At 66.0% G+C, this 24459-nt stretch carries 15 protein-coding genes, 1 tRNA gene and 1 pseudogene; 8 read left to right on the plus strand and 9 right to left on the minus strand.

Annotated features, from left to right (window positions below; all coding sequences use genetic code 11):
* Positions 1-129 precede the first annotated feature (129 nt).
* Together Q9Q95_RS01030 and infC are read right to left on the minus strand one after the other, a co-directional pair.
* Entirely contained in the window at positions 130-996 is an 867-nt protein-coding gene (locus Q9Q95_RS01030) for a glycoside hydrolase family 16 protein (protein ID WP_306093607.1), read from the minus strand.
* A complete protein-coding gene (infC, locus tag Q9Q95_RS01035) occupies positions 996-1529 on the minus strand; it encodes a translation initiation factor IF-3 (RefSeq protein ID WP_306093202.1) in 534 nt (177 codons plus the stop codon). Before infC ends, Q9Q95_RS01030 begins: the two co-directional genes overlap by 1 nt.
* 350 nt (positions 1530-1879) lie before the next feature.
* On the opposite strand from infC, the gene Q9Q95_RS01040 reads away from it, so the two are divergent.
* The gene (locus Q9Q95_RS01040) at positions 1880-2695 is read left to right on the plus strand and encodes a TorF family putative porin (protein ID WP_306093203.1); all 816 of its coding nucleotides are present in this window, start codon (positions 1880-1882) and stop codon (positions 2693-2695) included.
* A 112-nt stretch (positions 2696-2807) separates the two neighbouring features.
* On the opposite strand, the gene thrS is transcribed toward Q9Q95_RS01040, so the two are convergent.
* Positions 2808-4811 carry a threonine--tRNA ligase gene (thrS, locus tag Q9Q95_RS01045; protein ID WP_306093204.1) on the minus strand — a complete coding sequence of 668 codons (2004 nt, stop codon included), beginning with the start codon at positions 4809-4811 and terminating at the stop codon, positions 2808-2810.
* Positions 4812-4980: 169 nt separating this feature from the next.
* On the opposite strand from thrS, the gene Q9Q95_RS01050 reads away from it, so the two are divergent.
* A complete protein-coding gene (locus tag Q9Q95_RS01050) occupies positions 4981-6015 on the plus strand; it encodes a family 43 glycosylhydrolase (RefSeq protein ID WP_371876655.1) in 1035 nt (344 codons plus the stop codon).
* Positions 6016-6153: 138 nt separating this feature from the next.
* Here Q9Q95_RS01050 and Q9Q95_RS01055 read toward each other — a convergent pair whose 3' ends face one another.
* The gene (locus Q9Q95_RS01055; protein ID WP_306093205.1) at positions 6154-6972 is read right to left on the minus strand and encodes an LD-carboxypeptidase; all 819 of its coding nucleotides are present in this window, start codon (positions 6970-6972) and stop codon (positions 6154-6156) included.
* A gap of 156 nt (positions 6973-7128) precedes the next feature.
* On the opposite strand from Q9Q95_RS01055, the gene murC reads away from it, so the two are divergent.
* The 4 genes from murC (at position 7129) to Q9Q95_RS01075 (ending at position 10448) form a co-directional block, all read left to right on the plus strand.
* A complete protein-coding gene (gene murC / locus Q9Q95_RS01060; protein WP_306093206.1) occupies positions 7129-8526 on the plus strand; it encodes a UDP-N-acetylmuramate--L-alanine ligase in 1398 nt (465 codons plus the stop codon).
* Positions 8527-8675: 149 nt separating this feature from the next.
* Positions 8676-9644 carry a bifunctional 2-polyprenyl-6-hydroxyphenol methylase/3-demethylubiquinol 3-O-methyltransferase UbiG gene (locus Q9Q95_RS01065; RefSeq protein ID WP_306093207.1) on the plus strand — a complete coding sequence of 323 codons (969 nt, stop codon included), beginning with the start codon at positions 8676-8678 and terminating at the stop codon, positions 9642-9644.
* Positions 9645-9822: 178 nt separating this feature from the next.
* A complete protein-coding gene (locus tag Q9Q95_RS01070; RefSeq protein WP_306093208.1) occupies positions 9823-10245 on the plus strand; it encodes a hypothetical protein in 423 nt (140 codons plus the stop codon).
* Positions 10242-10448, plus strand: coding sequence for a helix-turn-helix transcriptional regulator (locus tag Q9Q95_RS01075; protein WP_306093209.1), 207 nt, complete (start codon positions 10242-10244; stop codon positions 10446-10448). Before Q9Q95_RS01070 ends, Q9Q95_RS01075 begins: the two co-directional genes overlap by 4 nt.
* A 78-nt stretch (positions 10449-10526) precedes the next feature.
* Here Q9Q95_RS01075 and Q9Q95_RS01080 read toward each other — a convergent pair whose 3' ends face one another.
* Positions 10527-11426 (minus strand): DUF2171 domain-containing protein, encoded by a 900-nt coding sequence (locus tag Q9Q95_RS01080; protein ID WP_306093210.1) that lies wholly within the window; start codon positions 11424-11426, stop codon positions 10527-10529.
* A gap of 202 nt (positions 11427-11628) precedes the next feature.
* On the opposite strand from Q9Q95_RS01080, the gene Q9Q95_RS01085 reads away from it, so the two are divergent.
* Positions 11629-11704: transfer RNA gene (locus tag Q9Q95_RS01085), tRNA-Ala, on the plus strand.
* 107 nt (positions 11705-11811) lie between these two features.
* Here Q9Q95_RS01085 and Q9Q95_RS01090 read toward each other — a convergent pair.
* From Q9Q95_RS01090 to Q9Q95_RS01105, 4 genes and pseudogenes are all read right to left on the minus strand, one after another.
* A pseudogene (locus Q9Q95_RS01090) lies at positions 11812-12165 on the minus strand (transposase); the annotation flags it as partial.
* Positions 12166-12507: 342 nt separating this feature from the next.
* Positions 12508-16011: a DUF4132 domain-containing protein gene (locus Q9Q95_RS01095; RefSeq protein ID WP_306093211.1), complete on the minus strand. Its 3504-nt coding sequence runs from the start codon at positions 16009-16011 to the stop codon at positions 12508-12510.
* Positions 16012-16015: 4 nt separating this feature from the next.
* On the minus strand, positions 16016-16486 hold the full coding sequence (locus tag Q9Q95_RS01100; RefSeq protein WP_306093212.1) for a hypothetical protein: 471 nt from the start codon (positions 16484-16486) through the stop codon (positions 16016-16018).
* 502 nt (positions 16487-16988) lie between these two features.
* Entirely contained in the window at positions 16989-17876 is an 888-nt protein-coding gene (locus Q9Q95_RS01105; protein ID WP_306093213.1) for a hypothetical protein, read from the minus strand.
* Positions 17877-18086: 210 nt separating this feature from the next.
* On the opposite strand from Q9Q95_RS01105, the gene Q9Q95_RS01110 reads away from it, so the two are divergent.
* Positions 18087-23951 (plus strand): autotransporter domain-containing protein, encoded by a 5865-nt coding sequence (locus tag Q9Q95_RS01110; protein ID WP_306093214.1) that lies wholly within the window; start codon positions 18087-18089, stop codon positions 23949-23951.
* Positions 23952-24459: the final 508 nt, after the last annotated feature.

Here is a 24459-nt window from a genome sequence, read left to right on the forward strand (position 1 = left end):
GCCTTCGGTCCGGGATCCACCACGCCGCTGGATGCCCGCCTCACGGTGGATCCCGGACAGCTCGATTTTCTGATCAAATCAGAGATTTGAAGAAAATCGGCTTCCGGGATGACGGTAACGGCCCCGAACCTAGCGCTTCTGCCAGACCCGGACGTAATCCACTTCCATCCGCGACGGGAAGGCCGCGTCGTCGACGCCCTTCTCTCCGCCCCAGCCGCCGACCGCGACGTTGAGGATCAGATATTGCGGGCTGGCGAAGGGCCAGGTCGCGGGATCGCCCTCATGGTCGTTGTCGAAGCGCATGTGCGCGTGGCCGTCGACTCCGATCAGGATGCGGTCGGCATTCCAGTCGAGCTGGTAATTGTGGAACGCCGTGCACGCATCGGGGATCAAGACGCTCGCCCCCCTCTGGGTCTTGGCGACATGGTTGTATGCCTTGGTGTGGACGGTGCCATGGACGCGGCCGGGATCCCAGCCGACATGTTCCATGATGTCGATCTCGCCCATCGCCGGCCAGCCGGCCTTGCCGTCCGACGCCAGCATCCAGATCGCCGGCCAGATTCCGCGCCCGCAGGCGAGCTTCGCGCGAATCTCGAAGAAGCCGTATTGCCACGCGGCGCGCCCGGCGGTGACCAGCTTGCCCGAGGCGAATTCCTGCCCGCCGAAATCGGGCCGGTCGGCCAGCCGCTCCTTGCGCGCCTCGAGAATCAGCCGCCCGCGCGCGACCCGGGCATTGTCGGGCCGTTCGGCGGCGTAATATTGGCGCTCGTCATTGTACCAGCCTTCCTTGTTGCGGCTGGTGTCGTACGCCCATCGTTTCGGATCGGGCAGGCCGGGCGAATCGAACTCGTCGGCCCAGACCTGCCGATAGTCGGCGGGCAGCGCGAGCTTCTCGTCGGTACCGGCGGTGATCGGGGGAGAATGGACGGTCTGCGCGCTCGTCGCGACCGGCAGCAAAGCGGCGAGGGCCGCGAACGGCAGCCCTCGCCGGCGCATCACTTGGGCGAGATGACCATCAGCATCTGGCGGCCTTCCATGCGCGGATAGCTTTCGATCTTGGCGATCTCCGCCGTATCGTCCTGCACGCGCTTCAAAAGGATCATGCCGAGCTGGCCGTGCGAAAGCTCACGGCCGCGGAAGCGCAGGGTGATCTTCACCTTGTCGCCTTCGCCGAGGAATTTGTGGATCGCCTTCATCTTCGTATCATAATCATGATCGTCAATGTTCGGACGCATCTTGATCTCCTTGATCTCCTGCGTCTTCTGGGTCTTCCGCGCCTGGTTGGCCTTTTTCTGCGCCTCGTACTTGAACTTGCCGACGTCGAGGAACTTGGCGACGGGCGGATCGGCGTTGGGCGACACTTCGACCAGGTCGAGACCGACCTCGCGCGCCTGCTCCATCGCCTCGCGCGTGAACATCACGCCGAGATTCTCACCCTCATGATCGATCACCCGCACCTTGGGCGATTGAATGAATTCATTGAAGCGCGGGCCGTTCATCGGCGGCGGTGCCAGAGGGCGCCGGGACATGGGAGGACGTATAAGGACTGCTCCTGTAGTGGTTGATCACATCAATTGCTGCGGCACGATAGCGCGCGGGCACCATCCCGAACAGGGGAAGAACGCGCGAACTGCCGATTTGTCGCGCGCCGATGCCCGGCCGCAACAGTGCCGATATCGGGATGCGGTGGGATTTTCGCAAGCGGCGACGGAGAAATCCTCCCTCGCGCAAGCGGGGGAGGACTGACCGCAGCAACACTTCGTTACACACGAGCCACGCTTCTTCCGATAGCTCTTGGGTGTCGGACAAGGAGCCCGCCCGCCCAGAGGCAAGCCCGATCCGGCCCGCAGGGGACCACCACCATCCAGGGGGAGTCCCAATGAAGACACGTCTCGCTTTCGCCATCCTGCTCGGCTCGGCCACGCCTGCATTCGCGCAGGAAGAGCCGCCCAGGGCGGTCACCGTCTCGGGCAGCGTCGCGCTCGTCTCCGACTATCGCTTCCGCGGCGTCTCGCAGACCGACGAGGAAATCGCGATCCAGGGCGGCCTCACCGTCAGCCACGAGAGCGGCCTCTATGCCGGCACCTGGGCATCGAACCTCGCCGGCTGGGGCACGTTCGGCGGCGCCAATATGGAACTCGATCTCTACGGCGGGTTCAAATTCCCGGTCGGCGGCGGCGGCACGCTCGACGTAGGCCTCACCTGGTACATGTATCCCGGCGGCTTCCAGAACACCGACTTCGCCGAGCCCTATGTCAAGCTCTCCGGCACGATCGGCCCGCTCACCGCGCTCGCCGGCGTCGCTTATGCGCCCAAGCAGGAAGCGCTCGGCAATTTCTCGGCGACGCCGCAGAGCAACGGCCAGTCCGAGGACAATCTCTATCTGTGGGGCGATTTCGCCGCGGGGGTGAAGGGCACGCCGGTCACGCTCAAGGCGCATATCGGCCGCTCCGAAGGCAATCCCGGGCTCGGCCCCAACGGGACCAGCCTGTCGCCAACCGGCGAATATTGGGACTGGATGCTCGGCGCCGACATGGCGATCGCCGGCACCCCGCTGACCCTCGGCATCGCCTATACCGACACCGACATCAGCGAAGCCGAATCGGCCTATCTGCTGCCGAACTTCTCCTCGACCAAGGATGGATCGAGCATCGCCGGCAGCCAGGTGGTGTTTTCGGTGTCGGCGGCGTTTTGAACTAGCTGATCACCCTCACCCTTCCCACCGCCTGCGGCGGCGGGCCCCTTCCCTCTCCCACCGGGAGAGGGAGGGAGGCGCGAAGCGCCGGAAGGGTGAGGGTGACTATATTCTAGCGCAAATCGGGCGGAGTCGCCTCCGCCACCAGCTTCGCCACCACCTCGTCCAGCGACAGCATCTGCTGCCCTTGGCTCCCGAGCACGCGCAGCGCGACGGTGCCCTCGTCCGCCTCGCGCTTGCCGACCACCAGCAGGTTCGGGACCTTAGCCACCGAATGCTCGCGGACCTTGTAGTTGATCTTCTCGTTGCGCAGGTCGGTCTCGACCCGGATCCCCGCCGCCGCGAGCTTCGCCGCCACTTGCTTCGCATAATCGTCGGCGTCCGAGACGATCGTCGCGACCACCGCCTGCACCGGCGACAGCCAGAGCGGGAAGCGGCCGGCGTGATGCTCGATCAATATGCCGATGAAGCGCTCGAACGTGCCGAGGATCGCGCGGTGGAGCATCACCGGGCGGTGGCGCTCGCCATCCTCGCCGACATAGCTCGCGTCGAGCCGCTCGGGGAGCACCGTATCGGTCTGGATCGTGCCGACCTGCCACGTCCGGCCGATCGCGTCGGTGAGATGGAATTCGAGCTTGGGCGCGTAGAAGGCGCCCTCGCCCTCCAGCTCTTCCCAGCCATATTCCTCGGTGTCGCGGCCGGTCGCCCTGACCGCGTCGCGCAGCGACTGTTCGGACCAGTCCCACATTTCCTCGCTGCCGAAGCGCTTGTCGGGGCGCAGCGCCAGCTTGATCGCATATTTCTCGAAGCCGAGATCCCGGTAGACGCTGTCGAGCAGGTCGCAGAATTTCTGCACTTCCGCGATCAGCTGGTCCTCGCGCACGAAGATGTGCGCATCGTCCTGGGTGAACTGGCGGACGCGCATGATGCCGTGCAGCGCGCCGTGCGGCTCGTTGCGGTGGCAGCAGCCGAATTCGGCGAGGCGGATCGGCAGGTCGCGATACGATTTGATCCCCTGCTTGAACACGAGGATGTGCGCCGGGCAGTTCATCGGCTTGAGCGCCATGAGGTCGCCCTCGCCCGAGAGGATCGGCCCTTCCTCCTCGGCATTGGGAATCTCGTCGGGAACGACGAACATGTTCTCGCGATATTTGCCCCAATGGCCGGACTGCTCCCATTGGCGCGAGTCCATCAGCTGCGGGGTCTTGATCTCCTCATAGCCGGCAGCATCCAGACGACGCCGCATATAGGCCTCGAGCTGGCGCCACAGGATGAAACCCCTGGGGTGCCAGAACACCGAACCCTGCGCCTCGGACTGGAGGTGGAACAGGTCCATCTCCTGCCCGATCTTGCGGTGGTCGCGCTTGGCGGCCTCCTCGATCCGGGTCAGATGCTCGTCGAGCTGCTTCTTGTTGAGCCAGCCGGTGCCGTAGATGCGGCTGAGCATCGCGTTGTTCTGGTCGCCGCGCCAATAGGCGCCCGAGACGCGCGTCAGCTTGAACGCATTGGGGTCGACCTTGCCGGTCGAGGCGAGATGCGGCCCGCGGCACATGTCGAGCCACGCGTCGTCGCCTTTGCCGGCGCGATAGACGGTCAGCTCCTCGTCGCCGGGAAGCTCGGCGGCCCATTCGGCCTTGAAGCTCTCGCCCTGCGCCTTCCAGCGCGCGATCAGATCCTCGCGGCTCCATACTTCGCGGATCAGCGGCTCGTCCGCCGCGATGATCTTGCGCATCTCGGCCTCGATCGCCGGCAGATCCTCTTCGGTGAACGGCCGGTCCTTCGGCGCGAAATCATAATAGAAGCCGTCGTCGGTCGACGGGCCGAAGGTGATCTGGGTGCCGGGGAACAGCTTCTGCACCGCCTCGGCGAGGATATGCGCGTAATCGTGGCGCGCGAGCTCGAGCGCGTCGGCCTCGTTCCTGGCGGTGACCAGAGCGAGCTGCGAATCGCCTTCGAACGGGCGGCCGATGTCGCGCAATTCGCCGTCGACGCGCGCGGCGATGGCGGCCTTGGCGAGCCCCGGACCGATCGCCGCAGCGATGTCCGCCGGGGTAGTCCCCGGGGCTACCTCACGGACGGAACCGTCGGGCAGCGTGATACGGAACATCTCGGACACGGGATCTCTTTCGACTGGAAGTTGGAATCAGCTAAAAGTTGATTCTGGAAGCGCGGCTTATGCCCGCCCATGCGCGATATAGGCAAGGCACCCGGCAAGGACCAGTTCATGCCAATAGTCTGATGATTCGGCTTGCGCGTTGGGCCGTGATCAGGTTGAGGACTTCCGTATGCAGAACCAGACCATGAACCGACGGAACCTGATTGCCGGCGGCGCGGCGCTCGGCATCGTCGCCGCGATGCCTGCCATCGCTCAGCCCAAGGAGGCGAAGATCACCAACCCCCTGATCCTCCAGCGCGCCGACCCGCAGATCCTGCGCCACGGCGGCTATTTCTATTTCACCGGCTCGGTCCCCGAATATGACCGCATCGTGCTGCGCCGCGCGAAGACGATCGCCGGGCTGCGGGACGCCCCCGAGACGGTGCTGTGGCAGCGCCCGGCACGCGGCAAGACGGCGGGCTATATCTGGGCGCCCGAGATCCACCATTTCGACGGCGCGTGGCACGTCTATTTCGCCGCGGGCAATGGCGACGACAAGTTCCACATCCGCACCTATGTCCTGCAGGGCAAGGGCGCGAACCCGCTGACCGCCGATTGGTCGCTGCTCGGCCAGTTCGAAACGCCATGGGATAGCTTCACGCTCGACAGCACGATCTTCGAGCACAAGGGCATTCGCTACATCTGCTGGGCGCAGCGCGAGCCGGGCATCGAGACCAACAGCAACCTCTATCTCGCGCCGCTCAAGACGCCGACCACCCTCGCCGCGCCGCCCGCGCGGCTGACGGTGCCGACGCTCGACTGGGAGGTCCAGGGGTTCAAGGTCGCCGAGGGGCCGGCGCTGCTCGCGCGCAACGGCAAGCTGTTCCTCACCTATTCGGCGAGCGCCACCGACGCGCGCTATTGCATGGGCATGCTCAGCGCCGACGCCGATGCCGACATCATGGACCCGGCGTCGTGGACGAAATCCCCGGCCCCGGTGTTCGCGACCTCGGAGGCGAACCAGATCTTTGGCCCGGGGCACAACAGCTTCGTCGTCGACGAGCAGGGCCGCGACCTTCTGGTGTATCACGGCCGCGACTATCGCGCGATCAAGGGCGATCCCCTGTTCGATCCCAACCGCCACGCCCGGGTGCAGGTGGTACGGTACCGCAAGGACGGGACGCCCGATTTCGGAGAGCCGGTGCGGAACGGGGTGCTGCGCTAAATCCTCCCTCGCGAAGCGGGGGAGGTGGCAGCGAAGCTGACGGAGGGGGCGTCTCCGCACAGACGTCGTTCGCGGTCAGGCCCCCTCCGACGCCTTCGGCGCCACCTCCCCCGCTGCGCGAGGGAGGATTTGGTCAACTTAGGCCACCCCGAACGGCACCACGCGGTTCAGTTCGACATGGCCGATCTCGGCGCGGCCCAGATACGGCACCTTCATGTCGCGGCACCAGCGCGCGATGATCTGCTCGATCGTCTCGCCGAAGTCGTTGCCGTTGTCGACCACCGCGCTCACCGCGCCGAGCCGCACGCCGGCAATGCCCTTGAGCTGGGTGGCATGCGCCATCTGGAACAGCATCCGGTCGATCCGGTAGAGGGGCTCGTCGACTTCCTCGATCATCAGCACATGATCGGTGAGATCGGGCAGCCACGGCGTGCCGATCATGCTGGTCAATATGGCGAGGTTGAACGCCGCGGCGGGGCGTCCATCGGCGAGGCTCGGCTCGAGCGCGCGGCGATCCTTGTCGATCAGCCAGCCCAATGCCCAGCCGGCCGCCTCGCCGGTATCGTTCTTGCCGAGGCTGCTCGCCATCGAGGCGTGGACCGGGTGGCCGATCCGCCGGGCATAGAGCGCGCCGAGCAGGAACCCCATGTCGGAAAAGCCCATATAGGTCTTGCGCCCCGCCGCCGCGTTGAGCCGCGGCATCACCGTGTCGAGGATGCGGTTCGAGCCATAGCCGCCGCGCGCGAACCAGATCGCGTCGAAGCCGGGATCGTTGGCGAATTCGAGGAACGCCGCGGCGCGCTGCGCGTCGGTGCCGGCGAAATGCCCCGCCTCGAAATAGCATTGCGGGTGAAACACGATGTCGTGATCGGGATAGGTCAGCGCCATGAACGCCGCCATCCGCAGCGACCCTTCGCGGCTGACCGGTCTTGCGGGTGCGACGACTCCGATGCGCATGCTCGTCCAATTCCCGGTTCGCCCTGAGCTCGTCCAAGGGCCCTCGTCTTCTGCGCCCGCAGGTAGAGGACAAAGCGGTGTTTCGACAAGCTCGGCACGAAGGGAATGAGGCGGTGCGGCTTGCCCTTGATCGGCGGATTGCCGATAGCCGAGCCCATGCAGCACGATAAACCTTATTTCTTCGTCGGCATCGGCGGCTCGGGGATGATGCCGCTGGCGATGATCCTAGCGGGACAGGGCGCCACGGTCGCCGGGTCGGATCGCAGCCTCGATGCCGGCCGGCTGCCCGCCAAGTTCGACGACCTCGAGCGCCGCGGCATCGCCCTGTTCGCGCAGGACGGCAGCGGGATCACCTCACCCGACCAGATCCTGGTCGCCTCCGCGGCGATCGAGGCGAGCGTTCCCGACATGGTCCGCGCCGCGGCGCTGGGCAACGAACGGATGACCCGCGCCGAACTCAACGCCGCTCTGTTCAACGCCGCGCCGCAATCGATCGGCGTGGCCGGGACCAGCGGCAAATCGACCGTCACCGGGATGATCGGCTGGATCCTGCATGCCTGCGGGCGCGATCCGACGGTGATGAACGGCGCGGTGATGAAGAACTTCGCCTCGCCCGACGCGCCTTTCGCCAGCGCATTGGTCGGCGCGGGCGAGGCCTATGTCAGCGAAGTCGACGAGAGCGACGGCTCTATCGCGCTCTATCGGCCCAGGGTCGCGGTGCTCAACAATGTCAGCCTCGATCACATGCCGATGGCGCAATTGATCGCCTTGTTCGGCGCCTTCATCGCCAAGGCCGGCACCGCGGTGGTCAATCTCGACAATGGCGAGGGCGCGGCGCTGGCGATGACCCTGCCCGCCGACCGACTGACCAGCTTCGCGATCGAGCGCGATGCCGATCTGGTCGCGCGCAATCTCGAGCAGCAGCCCTTCGGCGCCGCCTTCGATCTGCACGCCGGGGGCGCGGCGCCGGTCCGGGTGACGCTGCAGGTGCCGGGGCGGCACAACATTTCCAACGCGCTCGCCGCGCTCGGCGCAGTCCAGGCGGCGGGCGTGCCGCTCGACGCGGCGGTCCGCGCGATCGCCGGCTTCACCGGGCTCAAGCGCCGCTTCGAACTGGTCGGCGAGGCGGGTGGCGTCGCGGTGATCGACGATTTCGGGCACAACCCCGACAAGATCGCCGCCACGCTCGACACCCTCCACGCCTTTCCCGGCCGGTTGCTGCTGCTGTTCCAGCCGCACGGCTACGGCCCGCTCAAGGTGATGCGCGGCGAGCTTGTGGCGATGTTCGCGTCGAAGCTCGGCGCCGACGATCTGCTCGTCCTCCCCGATCCGGTCTATCAGGGCGGCACGGTGACCCGCGAAGTGACCAGCGCCGACATCGTCGCCGACGTGGCCGCCACCGGCAGGCGCGCGCTCCACATCCCCGATCGCGAGGCCGCCGCGGCGCATCTCGCCGCGCAGGCGCGCGCGGGGGACCGCATCGTCATCATGGGCGCGCGCGACGACACGCTCAGCCTGCTGGCGCAAGACATGATCGACCAGATGTCCGGCTAGATTGACGAAAATGGCTGCGGCGCCCTCGGCGGCAAGTGCAGTCGAGATCGACCGGCGTATCGCTCGGGCGATGTAATTACCAAGACGGCCGCAAGTTTCCGTGTTACGTTCCGATCATGGGGAAAGTAGCTACTTTTCTGGCCAGCAGCTTGATTCGCGCTGCGCAATACACGCCCTTTCGCAGCAGAGGGGTCGGCTACGCCGCCACTCCGGATCAACTTTCGGAAGCCGATCCCCGGAAGCGCCTTCGCCAGGGCTATACCGAGTTCGAGGGCGTCGACGATTTCTACCGCATCTTCCCCGAGCTTCCCGCCGCGTTCGCCGGCAAGGACGTGCTCGATTACGGGTGCGGCTATGGCGGGAAGACCGTCGCCTATGCGCGCCTTGCCCGGTTCGCGGCGGGCATCGAGCCGGTCCAGACGCATATCGAGCTTTCGGAGGCGTTCCGACGGCACCGCGGCGTGGAGAATGCCGAGTTCCGCATCTGCACACAGGCTGGCATCCCCTATCCCGACGACAGCTTCGATATCGTTGTCAGTCACGATGTGATCGAGCATGTCGACGATCCGGCCTCGGCGCTTGCCGAGATCCACCGCGTGCTGCGCCCCGGCGGCATCGCCTATCTGGCCTTCCCGCCTTATGACGGGATGCTGAGCCATCATCTCGATTACGTGTCGACGCTTCCCGGATTGCACCTGCTCTTCTCGCCCGAGACGTTGGTCGACGCGGCGAATCGGGAGATCGACCGGCTGGGTCTGGCGCATTCGCGGCAACCCGCGCCGCGCAAGACATGGGATGGCGGACGCGCGGCGCTGCCGACCCTCAACGGCCTCACCTCGGCGCAATTCGACGCACTGAGCACCGCCATCTTCGACGAGGTGCAGGTCGAGCGCCGTCCCGTCGCAAAATATCGCGGCGGATTTGCCGGGATCGTGCGCGATGCCCTGCTTGCACTCGGACGGGTGAGCCGGGGCGTCGACGAATTCGCGACGGTCTCCCTGCACTGCCGATTGCGGAAGGCCGGTGCCGATAGTCTGGTGCCCCCTGCCGCCGAGACCGCCCTCGACGCTCGCGCGCCGACCCGCTCGAGGCGCGCCTCGCTTTCCGAAGCAAACTGACGCGGCTTCGCCGCCTTCGCCCGGCGGCTCGCTTCTGGTTTTGAACGCCGCTCGCCGCGCCCTGTCGGGCACGCCTGACAAAATGTCCATATTACTTTTCCATATGTAAACTCACGTTGACACCTTGGCGCCTGGTTATGTAAAGCTCACCTTACCAACTAGAAAGGGAGCTTGACTTATGAAGATAGCTAGCGCGGCCACCCGCCGCTACATCCGGCGGTTCATGCCGATGATGTTCGCCTATGTCATAATGCTGTTCGCCTGCGTCTGGGCGATCCGCAACTGGCACCCCGTCGGTCTCCAATTGCTCATCCTCTCGGTGTTGCCGGCACTGCCGATCATCGGCGGGATCGGGGTGATGGGGCTGTACCTCATCGAGGAGACCGACGAGTTTCTTCGCCAGCAGGTCGCCAGCTGCATGTTGTTCGGCACCGGGGTGCTGCTGTCGGTCGCCACGATCTATGGCTTTCTGGTCAATGGCGGCGCCATCGAGGCCGATCCCGACCTGTTCCTCTGGGTATTCCCGCTCTGGTGCTTCTCCTGGGGTGCGGCGCAGTGCGTGATCAGCCTGCGCGACCATCTCGCGGTGCGCGGCGCATGATCAACCGCCTCCGGGTGCTGCGCGCCGAGCGGGCATGGAGTCAGCAGGATCTGGCCGATCGGCTCGAGGTCTCGCGCCAGAGCGTCAATGCGATCGAGACCGGCCGCTACGACCCCTCCTTGCCGCTCGCCTTCAAGATCGCCGACCTGTTCGGAATGGCGATCGAGGACATCTTCACCAATCCGGCCAAGGGGACCGAATGACGGGCGTGGTCGCTTTCTCGCCCGATGAAAAGGGCCGGGGAACGCTCCCCGGCCCTTCCGCTCCCGTGTCGATCCGGCTCAATAGGTGCCGGAGAAGCTCCGGTTGAGGTTGCCCTCGCTCGACCAATCCTGGCGGTCGTCGTCGCGGCCAGCATCGCCGAACATCGCGCCCGATCGTTCCTCGTCGCGCCAGTGCGCCTTGGCTTCCTCGGCGGTCTTGCGCAGCGTCACCCGTTCGTCGACCGACTGGATCCAGCGCGACGGGATCGAATGATGATGCCCGCCGGCATCGCCGTCGCTTTTGGTCAGCAGGATGCGATCGCCGCGGATCTTGTCGACGGTGCCGACATGGCTGCCGTCCGAGCCGAGCACTTCCATATGCTCGCGCACCCGGCGCAGCGAATCGCGCTGGCCCTGACGCTCGTTGCGCCAGCTGGTGAATTCATTGTGGAAGCGCTGCGAATTCTCGCGCTGATATTCGTCATAGTCGCGATCGAGCTCGGCGATCCGCTGGCGCCGCCACGAATGATAGTGGTGGTCGCCCGCGGCACTATGGCTGCGCTCGCCGCGGCCCATCCGGGCGTCGTAGCGCTGATCGCGCTCGCGGCGCCGTTCCGCCTCTTCGTCGCCGAACCACGAGCGAATCTCGTCGCCGGCGCGTTCGAGGAAGCCGCGATCGTCGTCATAGCGATCCCGCCCGCGATCGCGATCATACCCACGTTCGCTGCCATACTGGCGTTGTCCGGTCGTCTCACCGCGATAATGTTCGGAGCGGGCTTCGTCCCAGCCGCCGCGCTGGCTGCGATCGCCGCGGTCCTCGCTGTCGCGCCAGTCGCGGCCGCCATAGCCACGCTCGCGCCCCGGATCGCCGGCGGAATAAGAATAGTTGCGGCCAGATCCATAGTCCTGCGAATGGTCGTACGGGCTGCTGCGGCCGTATTGGTCACGCTGGCCATAGCGGCGATTGCGGTCGTCCATCTGGGTCTCTCCTGATCTTCCGGGCAAGGCGCCGCTGCGCAAGAGCGCGCCGCGCCTGACGCCGGATTCAGCGTGCGAGAGGCAGATTCGGTTCCGCATTTCATCGAATCGACGGATCGCGGGGCATGCGTCCGCAACGCAGTTGCGCAGGGGATCGGGGCTCGCTAAGTGAAGCGCCTCCCGGTTCGCCGGGGCCGGCGGCGGGGCTGTAGCTCAGATGGGAGAGCGCTGCAATCGCACTGCAGAGGTCAGGGGTTCGATTCCCCTCAGCTCCACCACGCCAGCACTAACTAAATATCGTTAAAAAACAAACCCTTCGGGGTGGGCTTATTCGAGCCGTCCCACATTCGGCCCCATGCTTGCCCGGGCTGTTGTGAGGCTAAATGGCATGCTGCTCCGGGCTCTTCACCCCGACAAAGCGCATTGTCGGGCATGTCACCGCCTCGCAGATCGCCTCGGCATCGGCCGCATCGTTCTTCCCGCGCTTGACGTAGGGCTTCACGTATTGCGCCGGCATCAGCTTCACGTCGTGGCCGAGCGCGGTCAGTTCGCGCGCCCAGTAATGCGAGTTGTTGCACGCCTCGATGCCCACGACACAGCGTGGCAGCTTCGCGAAGAACGGCAGCATCCTCGCTCGCGTCAGCCGGCGGCGGATCAAAACCTCACCATTCGCGCCCACCCCATGCACCTGGAACACAGACTTCGCGATATCCAGACCGATCGTCGCAACCTTCTCCATCGTTGCTCTCCTTCCAGCTCAACCCCGCGAGGCTAACCGCGGGAGGGTGGAGAGCCGTCCACAGCATCATCAGCGGACAGTCCGCTTGGAGATTTAGGAATTCGATAGCTGCTATTCGCCGCCAACCATCCAAATGCCCTGGATCAGCGAAGTCCTGGCTTCGGCCAACTGAGACGGGCCATCGCTGACGTATAGTTCTCAGACGGGAGCGCCCTGCTCGTGGGGGTAGCGAGCGGCAGTGTGCGTCTGCAGGCTCGCTTCTTTCTGGGCCGTTGCGGGGATGGCGTCCGCGGGGACGGACCGGGTCGGCCCTGGTAAGGGCTTCCCCCGTCCACGACCGTATCAGATTTGCCGCAGGATCACTGGATCGGTGATCTTGTCGTCCGCCGCGAGTAGCACCGCCTTTGACAAGATGATCGACAGCGTCCGGTCGCCCTGGAAAGGGAGCCATGCGGCATCGGGGGCCGTGCTGCTCGACGCCGGCACAATGCAGACATGTTGCCTTTGTTCGCCGACATGTACCGCGGCGGACCCGAGGTGAATGCGGTACAGGTGCTTCTTGCCCTGTACCAGCAGCCATTGACGGTCGAAGCTGCAGAGCGGCGCGATGGCCAGCCGCGGGACAATGCGCTGAAGCATTTCGCGCCGGATCTTGCCTGCCTCCTCCAGTTCGGCGCCGGTCGCTCGCGTCCAATAGTCGGCTGCCGCACCGCGCCTCCACTGGCTGGGGTGCTCGGCGTCGCTACCGCCGTCCAACCATTGCGGATCGCTGGCGATCGAGGCGACGCCGGTCAGCAGGTCGCAGTGGCGCATGACTTCGGAAAAGACGACTATCGGAACTTCTGCCAGCGGGGCTGCGGCACCGCGATCCGGGCCATAGGCGCTGTCCTTGCCCGAATGGGTCTCCGCGATGCGGTGGAACATGACGCGGTCGGTGTTGACATAGACATAGGCCTGGCTGTCGAGCACGTCAGGATTATCGCCGCCCGTACCTTCGATCCAATAGTCCGCGACCAGCCCGTGCGTGCCGAGAGTCAGATGCCACGGAGCGTCGTTGGGTGCATCGACCCACATGCGATGTGTCACCGTCCAGCCGTTGAGCCGCGCCAGCGTCATTGCCTGGTGCTGCTTGAGAATGTGCCCTGCCCAGCGATTGGAATAGATGTCGGTGGCGCGCTCCGCATCGGTCAGGCGATAGATTTCGCGCCATACTTGCGCGAACGGCTGGACGACGTGCAGGGTCTCGATCCGGTCCCGCCATGCGAGCACGGCCTCGGGCGCGTCCTCGATGGGGTGCCACAGGCGGATCCGCGCGTCGGAATCGGGCGCGACGACACGGCCCGCGACGTCGTGCAGTCCGCCCTTTGCGGCGATCACGCTGGTCCGGGTGCTGTCCTCGGCAACCCACCAGATCAGGCGCGCCGAGAGCGTTCGCAGCAGCGGATGATCAAGGTAACGCTGGCGCCATTGATCGATCGGCCAAGCGCGATCCTCGAGGAAGATTCGCTGGAGACGCGCGATCTGGGTGGCGAGATCGGCTTCGATTTCCTTCGCAGTCGCGCGCACCGCCTTGAGCGCCTCCCGGTCATCCTTCATTGCTGCGGTCGGCGCCTTGACTGTCTTGCCCTCCGGCGTGACCCAACGGATCGCGACTTCGCGATTGCCAGATAGTGTGAGTGCCGCTTGACCGCCGCCTAGCGCAAACGTCACCGCGCCTTCCGCATCGAGATCGTGCGTCGGCACGCACATTTCGTCGAGCGCCGCCCGCGACACGCCGGCCTGCGCCGCAGCTTCGTTGAGCGCGACGTCGATCTTGGCCCGGATCTTCGGATATTTTACCCGCGCAATAAGCCGCGCGAGATAAGGCACACCTGCGCCTCCCGGCAGCTGTACCAGCGTCCACAGGCAGGCGTTGCCCAGTTTCTCGTCACGAATTCCTACGCCGGGCACGGTCTGATAACATTTGCGGAGCGCGAAATCCGCCAGCAGCGGCGCCACGACGTCCGCCTCCCATTCAGCCGCGCTGTAGACCAGTCCGCGCAGCACCGGCTCCGCCAGTTTCGCGCCGTCGGGAGCACTACCGAGCGCGCCGATCACTGCCACTAACAAAGCCTGCCCGCGTTCTTCGCCAATCGCATCCCATAACAGCCGCGCTTCGTCGCGCCACTTCCGCGGCGGAGTCGTTTTGTTGGCGAGGGAGAGGCAATGCTCTCCGAACCGCCGCAGCGGTTCGGGCGCCGTTTCGGCAAAGGGGCGCACCGCGACGAGGAGCCCGCGGAGAAAGCGCGCATATGTCCCTATCCGCGCGCTACGCTCCCGATATCTGGCCGTGTAACTGGCGAGCACACGCGCGCGCTCCTCGGCACCGAGCGGTGCGCCGAAATGTTCGCGCGCGGCAAGTTCCTCCTCCGGGGTCGGCCCCAGACCATGGTCCGCGGCGCTGATCGTCTCCGCCAGCCAGGCGGCGTGCCGAGCGTCATATAGCCGGACGTCTAGCAGTGGGTTGAAATGCCACAGCATGTCGCCTTCGGGGCACCATACCTTGAAGTTGATCGTCGGTAGTTCGAACGGCCGCAGTGTACGCGCCTGCGCTTCGGATTCGCCTTCTAGCGCGCGCCTGATGTCGACCTTCCAGTCGTCGGGCAGGCAACCGATCGCGACATTCGTGTTGTTTGCGGCGAGAGCTCGTAGCGCTGTTTCGGTCGCACCGGCGCGGCGCCCGGCCGCCGTTTTTAGCGCAAGGTTGAGCAGATGCCGCGTCTGCAGCCCGGGGAATTTTCCCGCACAGCGTACCACGCGCCCGACCTCAGCATCATTGAGTGCGAGCTTTCGCGCAAGCATCCCGGTGGCCAGATTGGCCATGCCGGTCTCGGCATTGCCCTGGACTGGGTACGACCGGAATTCGCCGCTGCCATCGCGCTGAAGGTCTGACCAGCGCGTCACGCCGAGATTGGCCTTCCCCTCGATGATCGCGATCAGCGCCATGAGGTGCTGGCCCAGCGCCTCGGGACCTTGATCAAGCAAGGCCTTGAAGGGGGGATATGCCGCCGCCTTGATCGCGTTGCTATCCGTCAGCGGCGTCGTCTCGTCGAACACGGCGTCGAGCAGCGGCGCGAGATCCGCACCTGCCGCCAGCCCCAGCTTTCGCCGGATGGCCAACAGCGACTCGTGTTTGCGAAGGTGCGCCTGCAGCCCGGGAGCAAGGTGGGTCGGCAACCCGGTCGCATGGAGGATCCCGCGCACGGCGCCCACCTGCTTCGCCTCGCCCATCCTGGGATGCGCCTCGATCGCCGCGATCAGCCGCCTGAATGCCGCTGTCAGCGTTGCATCCTGATGCCGCGCGGCCAGCCGCGACACATTCACCGTCAGCGTGTCGCGCATCGAACCGGGATAGGTCGAGGGATGATGCAGTTTGACGAGCGTCTCTAGCGCCTCCCGGCAATCGACGACGCCGAGCAACGCCACGCCCCCGCCCGCCAACCTCGCCGCGGCGTGGGCGGTGGCGTGTTCAAGGACGGGCCGCAGATTGTTGAGCCGTCCGGAACGGCGCTGCCAGAGCGCCTCGGCATAGGGGAAGCGACGCAGCGCCTCCGCCAGAAGCAAGGCCGGTCCATCCTGCAGCGCGGCATCGGTGCGCGCGCGCATCTTCGCGCGCTCCTCGTTGGTGGGGTGCTCGCCCGCCATATCCGTGATGATCCGGCAGATCTCCCGCAGCGCGGGGTCGGTCGGCTGAAGCAATTCGGCTGTCAGCGCATCGTGATCCAGATCGTCCCAGCCAAGATCAGCATGCCATTCCGCAAGCGTCGCCACCCGCGCGTGCTTCAAACCGAAGATGCGGCTCAGCATCGCATCATCCTCCCTGCAGCGGCGTGATCTTGAGGAAGGTGATATCGCCGGTCTCGGCAAAGCTCAGGTCCTCGTCCAGATCGAGGATCTGCCGCTCCCCGGTCAGCACGAAAAATCCCCCGCTCGCAAATGCGGCGAAGGCAAGTTCAGCCATTCTCCCGGCGTCGGCAGGCGCCGCGTCGCCCGCCTCCCGGTTTTCACCAGGGAAGAGGCGCGTGCCGGGTCCATAAGGTCCGCGTTCGCCGTTGAGCTGCCGTTCCACGCTGTCAGGCACCACGAGGAATCGCCGCTGCATCTTGCGCAGCCGCTCCTCGGCATCTTGTGGATCGGTCTCAACCTCCGCCAGTTGCTCAAGCTCCAGCGCGATGCGTGCGCGAATCAGATCGCGCAAGCTGATCACCGGCCGATCTAGCGTCAGCGCCATCACCGGATCGCGCGGACGACCCGGCACCTCGTCACATATCGCAACTTGCATTTCTTGCGCCCAGATTACACCGCATAGTTCTACACACAGAAATTAAAACCGAACAAACGTGCGCGATAGGTGTGCAACAAAACACATCTGCGTTAAGTCCCAGCTCCGATGATCGTCGCCTGACGCTTCGGGACAAAACCGTCGAAGAAGTTGCAGTGTGCAGTGAGCGGTGGCTGAGTCCGGGGGTGAGCAACCGGCGCCTGCCCGCGCGATCAGATATCCGCTAACGATGGCTGCGGAAGTCTGATCGTCTGCTTTCGGGAGCGCGCGCGATGGCTGTGATCGGCGGATATCAGGGCGCTTAGCTGCCGTCTCGTTTCGGTTGAACGAAGGTCCGATTATGTGAGCTCGCTGCCCAAAAGCGGCCGGACCGCTAGCCCTCATCTCGTTTTGACGCGGGCTTGCCTGCATCTGTCCATTGACCGCCTATCGCCGGCAAGGCGCCTCGTACCAGTACGACATAGAGCCCAATGTGTCCCTGCATCCTCAACTGGCTATACCGTCAGTCGGAATATGTATTCGCAGCGATGATCGCGGCGAGGTGGGGTGTGCCAGAGGCTGTCAACAAAAGCGCGCCTCCGACCCTTGAGGCTTCGGGTCCAAAGTCGCGGACAAGATGAGCGCGCATGGCCGGTGACACCAGGCTTTCGTCATGAACGAATTGCGGTCGTGACATCAGCCCCGCGGCGTGTGCGTCATCGGCCTCGGTGTCGCGGCTTAGGTCGCCGATCCGCTCCATGACGATCGGATAGGCCGCGGGATCGCGCATCGCGTTCCCGGCGGTCAGCAGCACGCCGTCCATCAGGACGATCTTGGGCGTCGTTACGATGTTGAAGATCATGAAGCAGGGGAGATGCCGGACGGTGTCGGTCGCGATCACGAACACCTGTCCTTCGATCGGCAGGATCGATCCGACATAACGGACATCGGGTCCGCCGAGTTCGAATTCGAGCAGGCCGGCGGCGCCGCGACGGATGATGCCATGCTCGTGAAAGAAGCGACCCGGGGCGATCACCGCGGGGTGGGTCGCGCGCCAGAATCCCTCATAGGCCTCGCCGCGCAGATCGGTCGATGCGTGCGCCGCGTCGAGCGTTTCGGCGGGTAACGTCACTCCGGACGAACGCTCCGGCGCGGCGGCGACCAGATCGACTCCGAACAAGGCGGCGAAGTCGGCGGGCTCGCGCTCCCAGTCTAGCAAGGTCAGCCCGGGATGCTTTTCGGCGAGGAAGTGCGTCAGGCGCTCGAGATTGTGCGCCGCCGGGTGGACCGCGCCCGAGGCCCATCGCCCGACCAGGGATTTGTCGACCTGGAGTTCGGCGGCCAGCCGCCCGCGGCTCATCGACAGGGCCTTGAGCGCCAGCGTGAGACGATCCCCGAAGCCGTTTGCCATCCTCGTCCCCTTTTCTCTCAAGAGTTTGGCCAGTCGATTGATGGAATGCAACCCGGTGCATTTCGAGGCAACGCTCGGCGACGGGCGGTGCATCTGATTGCGGAAGCGCGGGCGCCGTATCGAGCCGGCGGCCCAAGTCCAGGCCGCCGCCCGCCGTTTCGGCAGGCAGCCCCGGGGCGCGAGTCGCAATCAGGAACAGGGACACCGATCATGACTGGATATTGCTCGCACGCCGCGCCTCCGGGGGCGCAGCGCTCCCATCGCCGTGGCCGCAGTGCCACCCGCATGGCGGCGCTCGCCGCCTCGGTCAGCTTCGCCGCCATCGCTTCCCCGGCCTTTGCCCAGTGCGTGGAGGGGCCGCCGGCCAATTTCACCTGCTCGGGCCAGACCGACGTGCCGCAGGTCATCATCGCCGACGATGCGACGGTGACCACCGATCTCGATTTCGTCGTGGATACGACGAACAATGGCAACGGCCTCGCGCTGCAGGTCACCGGCGACGGCTTGATCAGCTTCAACGGGTCGCCGGAGCTGACCGGCGCCGGCGCGCGATTCACCACCAGCGGCGCCAGCGGCGCGTCGGTGGGCGAACTCGCCATTTCGTCAAGCGGCCGCATTTTCGCCAACGGCAGCAACGGCCTGTCGCTGGACAATCTCGGTGGCGGCGCCACGTCCGCCTTTTGGAGCGGTGCGATCGCGAACAGCGGCGGCAGCGGCATCCTTGCGCGCAACTTCGCGGGTTCGGGCGAGCTCTTCCTGCTCGTCGGCAAGGTGAGTGCGCGCGACGACGGCATCGTCGTGGAGCATAGCGGGAACGGAGTGGCCACCATCTCGGCGACCGTCGAGGTGGTGGCTCATCTCGGCACCGCAATACAGGCTACGCTGGACGGCGGGGCTACGGATCTCGACCTCACCGCGGACGAGGTGATCGGCGGCAGTTACGGTATTCTCGTCAACCATGACGGCACCGGCGTCGCCAAGGTCGATGCGACCGGGACCGTGACCGGACTGAACGACAGCGGCATCTCGGTGCAGGCTGGTGCGAGCGCCACGGGCATCAACATCCGCGCCACGCAGGTCAACGGCCTGGTCTCCGGAATCGAGGTCACCAATCAGGGGATTGGCGACACGCTGATCGCCGCGAGTGGCGCGGTCGCCGGCGAAGGCAATGGCATTCTCGCCGTCAACGGCACTACCGCGCATGACATCTCGATCGGTGCCACCGACGTCTCCGGTTTCTACGGGATCCGCACCTTCAACCAGGGCACCGGCGCAACCTCGATCAACACCACGGGCCTCGTCGAGGGCACGGACTATGGGATCATCGCGCAGAATGTCGTCGGCTCGACCGACATGAATATCCGCGCCGCCAATGTCGCCGCCAACGGCAACGGCATCGAAGTGGAGAATTTCGGATCGGGCACGACCAATGTCGTCGTCGACACGGTGACCGGGTTGGGCGATGTGGGCGTCCGCATCACCACGGCAAATTCTGCGGGCTCGGTCGACCTTACCGTCGGGGACGTGACCGGCGGCGAGGCCGGCGCCGTCATCTCGAATGGGGGCATTGGCGCCGCACGGCTCACCGCAACTGGCACCGTGACCGGGGCCAACAGCATCGGCATCAACGTCGGCAATGGTGTCAACGCGACCGACCTGGAGATCCACGCCCACAACGTGAACGCCGGCTCGTATTTCGGAGTCCTCGGGCTCAACGAGGGTACCGGCGATACCTTGATCGAAACGACCGGCCTGGTCGCGGTTGACGACATCTATGGCATCATCGGACTGAACGAGGCGACGGCGCGCAACATGACGGTCTCAGCCGTCGACGTCATCGCTGGCCGCGGCCTCAGCATCACCAATTTCGGCACGGGCACGACCGATGTCGTCTCGACCGGAACCATTACCGGTTATTCGGCCGAAGGTGTGGTCGTCGGCACTAAGGGAGCTGCGACCGACCTGCGGGTCGATGTCAACGTCGTCAATGGCAACACTGGCGGCATGCGGATCAGCAACCAGGGAATCGGCTCGACCAGCATCCGTGCGGGCGGCACGGTTTCCGCTGCCACGGGGTACGGCATCGACGCCGCGATCGGCGCCACCGCGCTGGACGTCGCTGTCGATGTGGTCGACGTTACCGGGACTTCGGGCATCGTCGTCGACAACCAGGGAACCGGCACTACGCGCATCGCCGCGACCGGCACCGTCACCGGCACCACGGGGGCCGGCATCAATGTGCTCGCCTACACGCTGAACGACGGGGTCGAGATCGATGTAGCCGACGTCACCGGCTCCACCACCGGCGTGAACGTCACCAATTACGCCGGACCGACGACCATCACCGCGAGCGGTACGGTCAGCGCCCTCGCGGCCGATGGCTTCGGCATCGTCGTCGCAACCGGCACGGGCTCGACCGACATCCGCATCGTCGCGGCCGACGTATTGGGCAATGCGGGCGGCATCTACACCGAAAATCTCGGCTCCGGCGAGACTGCCATCACCAGCACCGGAACGGTCACCGGCGGGTTCAGCTCCGGCATCTTCGCACGCAACGACGCCGGCGCGGCCGATCTGACGATTTCGGCGAACAATGTGCTGGGCGCGGAGGACGGCATCGCCACCGAGCATGTCGGCACCGGCACCACCAACATCACCGCTGCCAAGGCGACCGGCCAGACCGGTGCCGGCGTGCGCGTCGATGCGAGCGGGACCGCGGGCGCGGTCAATGTCGCGATCGGCGATGCGAGCGGCGGCGATTATGGCGTGCTGGTCAGCAATTTCGGCACCGGCACCACCAATGTCGAGACCACCGGGATCGTCGCGGGCATCGGCGATGGCGGCATCGCGATCGAGAATGGCGGCGCGACGACGGGCATTGCGCTCCGCGCCGCGCAGGTTAGCGGCGAGACCTATGGCATCGCAGTCCAGAACGGCGGCACCGGCAACACCTCGGTCGTCGCCACGGGTCTGGTCACCGGGGCCGGGGACGGGATGATCGTCCGCAACGACGCGATGGCGAGCGACCTCGTCATCGACGTCGCCGCGGTCCAGGGAGGATCGACCGGGATCTTCGCGGTCAACCATGGCATCGGCAGGACTTCGGTCCGAAGCTCCGGCGACGTCACCGGCGACGGTCCTGCCGGGATCGACGTGCGAGCCGATACCGCGACGCTCGACGTCACCGTCGATGTGACCAGCGTCACCGGAGGCAACGGCATCACCGTCCAGAATTTCGGCCAGGGCGCGGCGAGCGTCGCTGCGAGCGGAACGGTCACCGGCACGTTCGCGACCGGCACTGGGATCGCGGTCGTCGGCGGGACCGGCTCGACCGACCTGCGGGTCGCCGCAGTCGACGTCGCGGGCGGCACCCGCGGTATCGGCACCGTCAATGACGGGACGGGCGGGACGCTGATCGCCACTACCGGCCTCGTCTCCGGCGCCGAGGCGGGCATACTGGCCCGCAACGGCGCCGGCGCGACCGACTTGATCATTCGTGCGTCGCAGATCCAGAGCGCGGGCGCGGGCATCGCCGCCGATAATCTGGGCAGCGGCGGCACCCAGGTGCTCGCCGGAGCGGTCACGGCAGGAAGCGGAACCGGAATCCGCGCGTTCGCAAGCACGGCGGCTGGCGACGTCGCCATCGAGGCCGCGTCCGTCTCGGCCGGCGAACATGGCATCCGCGTCGACAATAGCGGGCTGGGCGCGACGTCGATCACCGCCACCGGGCCGGTGACGGCAGGCGAATTCGGCATCTACGCAGAGTCACTATTCTCGGCGACCGACCTGACCATCCGCGCGGGCCAGGTCCAGGGCGGCGGCTTCGGGATCGGCGCGAACAACCTGGGTAGCGGTGACACGATGGTCGTCGCCACCGGCAAGGTCAGCGGCGTAAGCGAGGTCGGCATCCTGCTCGGCGCGGGCCCGGACAGCACCAGCCTGACCGTGCTGGCCGCGGACGTTTCGGGCGGCCTGGGCGGCATCCGTGCCGACAATTACGGCCTCGGCGCGGCGATGATCGAGACCACCAAGCTCGTCAGCGGCGGCGACTTCGGCATCCGCGCCGAGAACGCCGCGAGCGCGACCGATCTGACGATCCGCGCCACCGATGTGCAGGCAGTCGGCAATGCCATCAGCGCCGAAAATCTCGGCACCGGCGAAACCCGCGTGATCGCCACCGGCAGCGTCGTTACTCAGACCAACGACGGCATCCGTGTCCGCGCCGGAGCGGGGTCGGGCGACATTCTGGTCGAAGCGGCCAGTGCCTCGGGCGGCCTCAGCGGCATCTCGACGATCAACAACGGCCTCGGCGACACAAGCATCACGGTGACCGGCGTCGTGCAGGGCGGCAATCGCGGCGTCATGGCCGTTTCCGACACGGCGCAGGACGCGACGATCCTCAACACCGGCACGATCCGCAACGCATCCGGATGGGGATCGGACGAAGCCATCCGTGTCACCGGCGGGTCGACGGGGATCGGCAATTCCGGCACGCTGATCGGTACGCTCGCGCTCTCCGGCGGCAACAGCGTGGTGGTCAATACGGGCAGCTGGCAGAGCATCGGCGGCTCCAGCAGCTTCACCACCGTGGACGATCAACTGCTCAACGCCACGCCCGGCACGATTATCAGCGGATTGTCGGCTGCGACTGCCGAGACGACGCGGTGGCAGGGACTCGAGCGCTTCCAGAACAGCGGCCTCCTCCGGCTGCAGGACGGCGGCGTCGGCGATGTCCTTCAGACATCGGCGGCCACCACCTTCGCGAACGGCGCGGTGCTTGCGGTCGACATTGCCGGGCTGAACGGGGCGGACTCCTTCCGCACCACCGGGAAGGTCCAGATCGACGCCGGCAGCCGGCTGCAGGTCGCCGTCACCCAGCCGCTGGTGCTCCACGGCAAATATGTCGTGGTGCAGGCCGATGGCGGGCTGACCGGTCAGTTCCTGTTCGAGGACCAACTCGTCACGGCCTTTGCCGGCGTCCGCGACGGCTATACCGCGACCACCGCCTTCCTCGAGTTCGCCCAGATGAAGGCATTCGCGGCGGCGGGGCTGACTCCCAACCAGAAGGAGACCGGCGCCGGCGCCGACAGCCTGCACGACGGCAATGCGCTGAAGGACGCGCTGCTGCTGCTCCCCACCGATGCGGCGGCGCAGGATGCCTTCGATCAGCTCTCGGGCGAAATCCACCCCTCGGGTCGCAACGCGATGGTGGCGGATAGCCGGCTGGTGCGCGGCGCGGTGCTCGACCGCTTGGTCGATGCCGGGGAAAGCGCGCTATGGGGCCGCCTGTTCGGCACCTCGGGTATCAGCGACGGCGACTACAACGCCGCCGCGCTCGATCGCGACACCAAGGGCGGCGTGGTCGGGCTTGACCGCAGCTTCGGCGCGGTGACGCTCGGCCTGGCGGGTGGCTGGTCCAATACCGACCTGCGCGTCGCGCGTCGGAACAGCAGTGGCTCGATCGGGAGCATCCACGGCATGGTCTATGCCGGGGCACGCTTGGGCGGGTTCGGGCTGCGGGGCGGGGCAGGCTATGCCCGTACCACCACCGAAACCACCCGCCGTATCGCGTTCCAGGGGTTCAGCGCCACGACGACCGCCGACTATCACGGCTCGGTGCTCCAGGGCTTTGTCGAGGCCGGCTACCGGCTGCCGGTGGGCGGCGGGCATGTCGAGCCCTTCGTCAGCCTGTCCGCGATCCGCGCCAGGACCGATGCCTTCACCGAGACCGGCGGCATCGCGGCGCTGTCGGGCGCGGCGATCAGCGAGACGACGATGAGCGGGATGACCGGCGTGCGCTTCGAAACGAGCCCGGCTGGCGCCTTCTCGCTGCGGGGCACTGCGGGCTGGCGTCACGGCCGGGGCGATCTCGACCCGGTCGGTCGCCATACCTTTGCCGGCGGCACGCCGTTCACCGTGCTCGGCACGGCCGGAGCGAAGGATGCGGGCGCATTGAATGTGGAGGCGCGGTACCGCCTCTCCCCGAATGTCACGCTGAGCGTCGGTTACGACGGGGTCCTCGGCGCCGGCAACGCTGACCACGCAATCACCGGAGCCTTCAAGATCGTCTTCTGACGACCGGCACCGGGGAGCAGGTACGTTCCTGAACCTGCTCCGGCCCTCCGGGCGGCGCCTGCCGTCGCCTGGAGGGCTTGAGACTCTAGCCCGGGCTTCCCCAAAATCTCAATTGTCTCATCCGCCATGCGCATGCCGGTGCCGGAACGGCAGCGCGGTGGCGTCGAGGGTTGAGATTAGGGGCTCTGGCTCGCACAGGGGTGCATCCCTGTCACCAACCAAACTTCAATGCGGCAAATTTGAGCAGTCAGGTCCGTTCATTCCATCGGCGCTATCGTCATCAACCCAGATGCCCGTCCAGACAAAAGGCGGCATATCGGGATTCCTCAGCGACGAGTCACTGCCTTCGGCCCACTCTATCCTGCTTATGTCCTTGAGCAATTGCGACGAGCGCTCTGCAAGCACAAACTCGAAGCGACTCATTGTGCCTTTTTTTGGATCAGACCACGCGATTCGGCGATAGCAAATGCCAGTTGCGTCTCTGGGAACGGCAGCCTGTGTGCAGGCG

This window comes from Sphingomonas sp. DG1-23, assembly GCF_030730875.1.
Lineage (GTDB): Bacteria > Pseudomonadota > Alphaproteobacteria > Sphingomonadales > Sphingomonadaceae > Sphingomonas.